The sequence below is a fragment of the Aquabacterium sp. A08 genome, assembly GCF_011742065.1.
Genome location: NZ_JAAQQT010000679.1, coordinates 1 through 5,828, shown reverse-complemented (window position 1 = coordinate 5,828; position 5,828 = coordinate 1). Strand labels below are relative to the sequence as shown.

Genomic DNA, 5,828 nt, shown 5'->3' with positions numbered 1-5,828 from the left:
CTGTGGCGGCTGTGGCTGGCCACGAAACCGCCCACCAGCATGCCCACGGCGCCGCAGAGCATGTAGGCCGTCAGGGTGAAGGTGGCGGCCTCCAGCGTCACCCCGTGCACCGCCTTGAGGATGGAGGCCGAGTACGTCTGCACCACCGCCAGGGTGACGGTGGACAGCAGGAAGAAGGCGAAACACCACCAGACCACCGGCAGGCGCATGAACGCCAGGTCGGACGCCCGGCTGGCCTCGGGCGCGCGACGCACGGTGTTGGTGTGCAGTTTGTCGCGCTGCCACACCAGCACGGCCAGCACGGCCAGGTACAGCACCACGGCCGACTGGTAGGCCAGGCGCCAGTCGGCCAGGGCCGACACGCCCACCAGAAACACCGGCGACAGGGCCCAGCCCAGGTTGCCGGTCAGCCCGTGGACGCTGAAGGCGTGGCCCAGGCGCGGCGCCGACACCCGCTGGTTCAGGATGGAAAAATCCACCGGGTGGAAGGGCGCGTTGCCCAGCCCGGCCAGCAGCGCCGACGCCATGAGCCCGGTGTAGCCCTGGGCCAGCGAGGCCACCGCCGCCGACAGCGCAAACAGCACGATGGACGCGAACAGCACCGGGCGCGCGCCCACCCGGTCCACCAGAAAGCCGGCCGAGGCCTGCCCCACGCCCGAGACCAAAAAAAACACCGACATGAGCAGCCCCACCTCGGAAAAGCTCAGGCCGAATTCGGCCATGAACACCGGGAACAGGGGGGGCAGCAGCAGGTGGCTGAAGTGGGAGGTGGCGTGGGCCAGGCCCACCAGCCCCATCACCGCCGCGTCTTGGCGCAGGGGCACACTCGGCGCGGGCGGGGCCGCGGCTTCGGCAAGGGTCACAGACATGTGCCAAATCGTAAAACATTCGGGCCTCGGGCGCTGTCGCCGGAGTGGCGCCGCCCGGCACGGGGCACAATAGCGGGCCATGAACATAGTCATCCTCGACGACTACCAGGACGCGGTGCGCAAGCTGCCCTGCGCGGCCAAACTGGAGGCCTATCCGGCCAAGGTGTTCACCAACAACGTCAAGGGCGTGGGGCAGTTGTCGGTGCGGCTGCGCGATGCCGACATTCTGGTGCTGATCCGCGAACGCACCCAGATCACCCGGCAACTGCTGGAAAAGCTGCCCAAGCTCAAGCTGATCGCCCAGACCGGCAAGGTGGGCCCGCACATCGACGTTCACGCCTGCACCGAACACGGCGTGGCGGTGGCCGACGGCGTGGGCTCGCCCGTGGCCAGTGCCGAATTGGCCTGGGCGCTGACCATGGCGGCGATGCGCCGCATCCCCCAGTACGTGGCACACCTCAAGCACGGCGTGTGGCAGCAGTCGGGGCTGAAGTCGGCCTCCATGCCGCCCAATTTTGGCGTGGGCATGGTGCTGCGCGGCAAGACCCTGGGGGTGTGGAGCTACGGCGCCACCGGCCAGTTGCTGGCGGGTTATGGCCGGGCGTTTGGCATGCGGGTGCTGGTCTGGGGCAGCGAAGCGTCGCGCCAGCGAGCGCTGAACGACGGCTACGAGGTGGCCGCCTCCAAGGAAGCCTTGTTCGCCACCGCCGACGTGCTGAGCCTGCACCTGCGGCTGGGCGAAACCACGCAGGGCTGCATCTCGCTGGACGACCTGGGCCTGATGAAGCCGACCGCGCTGCTGGTCAACACCTCCCGCGCGGAACTGCTGCAACCCGACGCGCTGGTGGCCGCGCTCAACCGCGGGCGGCCGGGCATGGCGGCGGTGGACGTGTTCGAGTCCGAGCCGATTCTGCAGGGCCACGCCCTGCTGCGGCTGGAGAACTGCATCTGCACGCCCCACATCGGTTTTGTGGAGCAAGACAGCTACGAGCAGTACTTCTCGGCCGCGTTCGACAACGTGGTCAACTACATTAAGGGCACCCCCACCAATCTGGTGAACCCGGGGGCCCTGCAGATGCGGCGCTGAGGCCGCCGCGTACCCCTCAGGTCGCGCTTGGCGGTTTCTGGCCGGTCGCGGGCCCGCTGGGTTCGGGCGCTGGGCCGTTGGGCTTGTGCTTCAGGGGCTCGGGCGCCGACTCCCAGGTGAAAAAGTCGAAATCCAGGGGTTCGGGCCCGGCCGATGCCGCAGCCGGTGACGGGGCCTCGAAAGGCGTGCCATCGCGCAAGGCCAGGGTGCCCAGCAGGCACAGCAGGTCGTCGAAGGCCTGCAGGCTGCGGTGTTGCAAGGGCGAAGCCGGATCGCCCGGCTGGCTGACCAATCCGGCGAGCAGCCATTCGCGGGCCTCTGGCGCCGGCCAGTGCCGGACCAATTGGGCGCAATAGCCACCGTCGTCTTCCAGACCGGCACCGCCCCGCAACGCAGCCACTGGCGCCAGCCGCTGGAAATGGTGCTCGTAAAACGCCTGGGCCACGGCACGGTCTTCGGCCGTGCCCACCGCCTCGGCCAGCGTCAACCAGCGCAGGTAGGGGGCCTCCGAGGCACGGGGGTGTTCGGTGGCGTAGGCCTTGAGCCGATCCATCGCCTCCGGGTGGCGGCCCATCGAGGTGAAAAAATCCACCTGCTGCCACAGGTCTTGCAGCGACTCTTCGTCCAGCGTCGCCACCGGAACCTCGCGGAACAAGGATTCGCCAGCCTCCGTCACCTCCAACCCGTCCACCTCACCGGCCGGGGGCCAGCCCCCGGAAGCCGGTGCGGCGGCCGGAGCAGCTGCCACGGTGGACACGGTGGGCAAGGCCTCGGCAGGCTGCGGGTGGCCCCCCGGCGCGGCCTCGGTACCCGTGGGCAAGCCGGTTTCCCACCAGGGCATGGCGGGCGCGGCTTCGCTTGCGCTGCGGGAACGCTGGCGGCGCCACAGCCAGGCCAGGCCGCCGAGCAGCGCCAGCACGGCCGCACCCAGGGCGTACACCACCGGGTGCTGCAGGCGATTGGCCTCGGCCTGGGCCAGCTGGGCGTTCATGGTCTCCAGCGCCAGCCGCAGGCGTTCCTGCTCGACGCGCAGGGTGTCCAGTTCCTGGGCCACCGCTGCCACATCGGGGGCGTTGGGCTCTGCGCTGGGCGCCACGTCGGCACTGGCAGCGGCGGACGGCGCTTCGCCGGGCGCTGGGGCGGTCTCTCCCACCGGGGCGACCGGAGCGCCGCTGGGGCTCAGGTCGAGCGGGTCCAGCTTGAGTCGCGGGCCGGCGGTGTCGGGCGGCAGCGCCGATTGCAGGGGACTGGGCGCTGCGGGCGCCCCATCGGCCACGGCCTGCGCGACTGGGACCGGCGGCCGTTGTTTGGTTTTCAGGCGCACCACGCCCGCCGGACGGGCGGCCGGTGCCGACAGCCGCACCGGGGTTTCGGGCTCGGCGCGGGCCACGGGCGCGGTCGCTGGCGCCGGGGATGGCATTGCGGCCGGCGCGGCGCGGGCGGGAGCGGGGGCACGCGGTGCCACCGGCGGGCTGGCGGGCGCACGGGGCGTGTCCAGCACTGCGCCGCTGGTGGCAGGCGGTTCAGGGGGGCGGCGCACGGGGGCAGCGGCCACCGGCGATGCCACAGCGGCGGCCGTCGCCGGGGCGACTTCCACATCGGCCAACAAGGCGTAACTGCGCCGGAAAGTCTGCGGGCACCCGGCCCGCAACACCACGGTGACAATGGGTTCGGTCACCGGCTCGCTGGCCCGCACCCGCAGGGCACCCACGCCTTCGCCGCCCACCCGGTGCACCGTGGCGGACACGGCCTGGCTGGGCACACGCGCGTCGCCGTACAGCACGGTAGCCTCCAGGCACAGGCCACTGGCCGCTTCCGAGGCGTCGACGCTGCTTTGCACCAGAATGTCGAGGGGTCGCCCGATAATCACCTGGCCTTGCACCGCACCAAGGGACAAGGCCCAGCCCTGCACCGCCGTCACCAGCCACGTGCCGCCCACCGCCAGTTTGAACATTTTGCGTTCCTTGCCCATGACATCGGTCTTGCGTTTTTATTGACGCTACATTCTGGCACATCCCTTTTTTTCATTTCCCACCACAGACCGCATGAACCACACTTTTGAACACGTCGGCATCGTCGGTGCCGGTGCCATGGGTCGGGGCATCGCCCAGATCGCGGCCCAATCCGGCAGCACCGTCTGGCTGTTCGACACCCAACTCGCCGCCGTCGAAGCCTCCATCGCCCTGCTCAACGACACCTGGCTGAAACTGGCCGCAAAAGGCAAGATCACCGCCGAACAGGCGCAGGCCTGCACGGCACGGGTGCGTCCGGCCACCACCCTGGCCGAACTGGCCTCATGCCACCTGGTGGTGGAGGCCGTGATCGAGCGGCTCGACATCAAACGGGCCGTCTTCAAACAGCTGGAAACCGTGCTGGCCGACACCGCGGTGCTGGCCACCAACACCTCGTCGCTGTCGGTCACGGCCATTGCCCACGGCCTGCAGCGGCCGCAGCAGCTGGCGGGCTTCCACTTTTTCAACCCGGTGCCGCTGATGAAGGTGGTGGAGGTGGTCGCCGGCCTGAAAACCGACCCGGCAGTCTGCCAGCGCCTGAGCGCCTACGCCCGCGCCATGGGCCACACCCCGGTGCTGGCGCAGGACACCCCGGGCTTCATCGTCAACCACGCCGGCCGTGGCTACGGCACCGAGGCGCTGCGCCTTGTCGGCGAACAGGTCGCCGACTTCGCCACGGTGGACCGCATCCTGAAGGACCAGATGGGCTTCAAGCTCGGCCCCTTCGAGCTGATGGACCTGACCGCACTGGACGTGTCGCACCCGGTGATGGAATCGATCTACCACCAGTACTACGAGGAAGCGCGCTACCGCCCCAGCGTCATCACCGCACAGCGTCTGGCCGGCGGCCTGCTGGGCAAAAAGGTGGGCGAAGGCTTCTACCGCTACCCCAACGGCCAGGCCGAGGTGCCGCCCGAGCCGCCCGTGCCCACCGTGGCCGAACTGCCGCCGGTGTGGGTACCGGCCCGGGCCGCGCGCCGCGCCGAGTTGTACCAGCTGCTCAAAGACTTGGGGGCCCGCATCGAAACCGCGCAACAGCCGTCCCCGCAGGCGCTGATCCTGGTCGCCCCGCTGGGCCACGACGTGACGACCGTGGCCGCGGTGGAACGGCTGGACGCCAGCCGCACCGTCGGCATCGACATGGTGCTGCCCGACGCGGCCGTCAAGCGCCGGGTGCTGGCCACCAACCCCGCCACCCGGCCCGACATGCGCGACGCCGCCCACGCGCTGTTCGCCCGCGACGGCAAGGCGGTCAGCGTCATCAAGGACAGTGGCGGCTTTGTGACGCAGCGCGTGGTGGCCACCATCGTCAACATCGCCAGCGACATCTGCCAGCAAGGCATCTGCAGCCCGCAGGACCTCGACACCGCGGTGACGCTGGGCCTGGGCTACCCGCTGGGGCCGCTGGCCATGGGCGACAAGCTGGGCCCGACCAGCGTGCTGGAAATCCTGTTCAACCTGCAGACGGTGTACGGCGACCCACGCTACCGCCCCTCGCCCTGGTTGCGCCGCCGCGGCGCCCTGGGCCTGAGCCTGCAACACGTGGAGGCCTGAGATGACCGCCTGCCTCAAAAGCCACAGCGTCGGCGCCACCCTGGTGCTGACCATCAGCAACCCCGAGCACCGCAACGCCCTGGGCCCCGAGATGTACGCCGCCGGCGTCGAGGCTATCAACGCCGCCGACAGCAACCCGGAGGTGCGCTCCATCGTCCTCACCGGCGAGGGCGCGCACTTCTGCGCCGGCGGCAACCTGCAGCGGCTGCTCGGCAACCGCCAGCAGCCGCCCCAGGTGCAGGCCGACAGCATCGAGGGCCTGCACAGCTGGATCGAGGCGGTGCGCAGCGTGGCCAAGCCGGTGGT

The 5,828-nt window shown here is 70.2% G+C and carries 5 protein-coding genes; 3 read left to right on the top strand and 2 right to left on the bottom strand.

Annotation, left to right across the window (positions count from 1 at the left end; translation table 11 throughout):
* Positions 1–869 (bottom strand): MFS transporter (locus tag HA630_RS17085; protein ID WP_371809275.1); only part of this gene is annotated, 869 nt, incomplete at its 3' end.
* A 79-nt stretch (positions 870–948) separates the two neighbouring features.
* Here HA630_RS17085 and HA630_RS17080 point away from each other — a divergent pair.
* Entirely contained in the window at positions 949–1,956 is a 1,008-nt protein-coding gene (locus HA630_RS17080) for a D-2-hydroxyacid dehydrogenase family protein (RefSeq protein WP_166836210.1), read from the top strand.
* A 16-nt stretch (positions 1,957–1,972) separates the two neighbouring features.
* Here HA630_RS17080 and HA630_RS17075 read toward each other — a convergent pair whose 3' ends face one another.
* Complete coding sequence (locus tag HA630_RS17075; RefSeq protein ID WP_166836208.1) at positions 1,973–3,910, bottom strand: hypothetical protein; 1,938 nt, start codon at positions 3,908–3,910, stop codon at positions 1,973–1,975.
* Positions 3,911–4,001: 91 nt separating this feature from the next.
* On the opposite strand from HA630_RS17075, the gene HA630_RS17070 reads away from it, so the two are divergent.
* Together HA630_RS17070 and HA630_RS17065 are read left to right on the top strand one after the other, a co-directional pair.
* Positions 4,002–5,522 (top strand): 3-hydroxyacyl-CoA dehydrogenase, encoded by a 1,521-nt coding sequence (locus HA630_RS17070; RefSeq protein WP_166836209.1) that lies wholly within the window; start codon positions 4,002–4,004, stop codon positions 5,520–5,522.
* Position 5,523: 1 nt separating this feature from the next.
* Positions 5,524–5,828 (top strand): enoyl-CoA hydratase-related protein (locus tag HA630_RS17065; protein ID WP_208300137.1); only part of this gene is annotated, 305 nt, incomplete at its 3' end.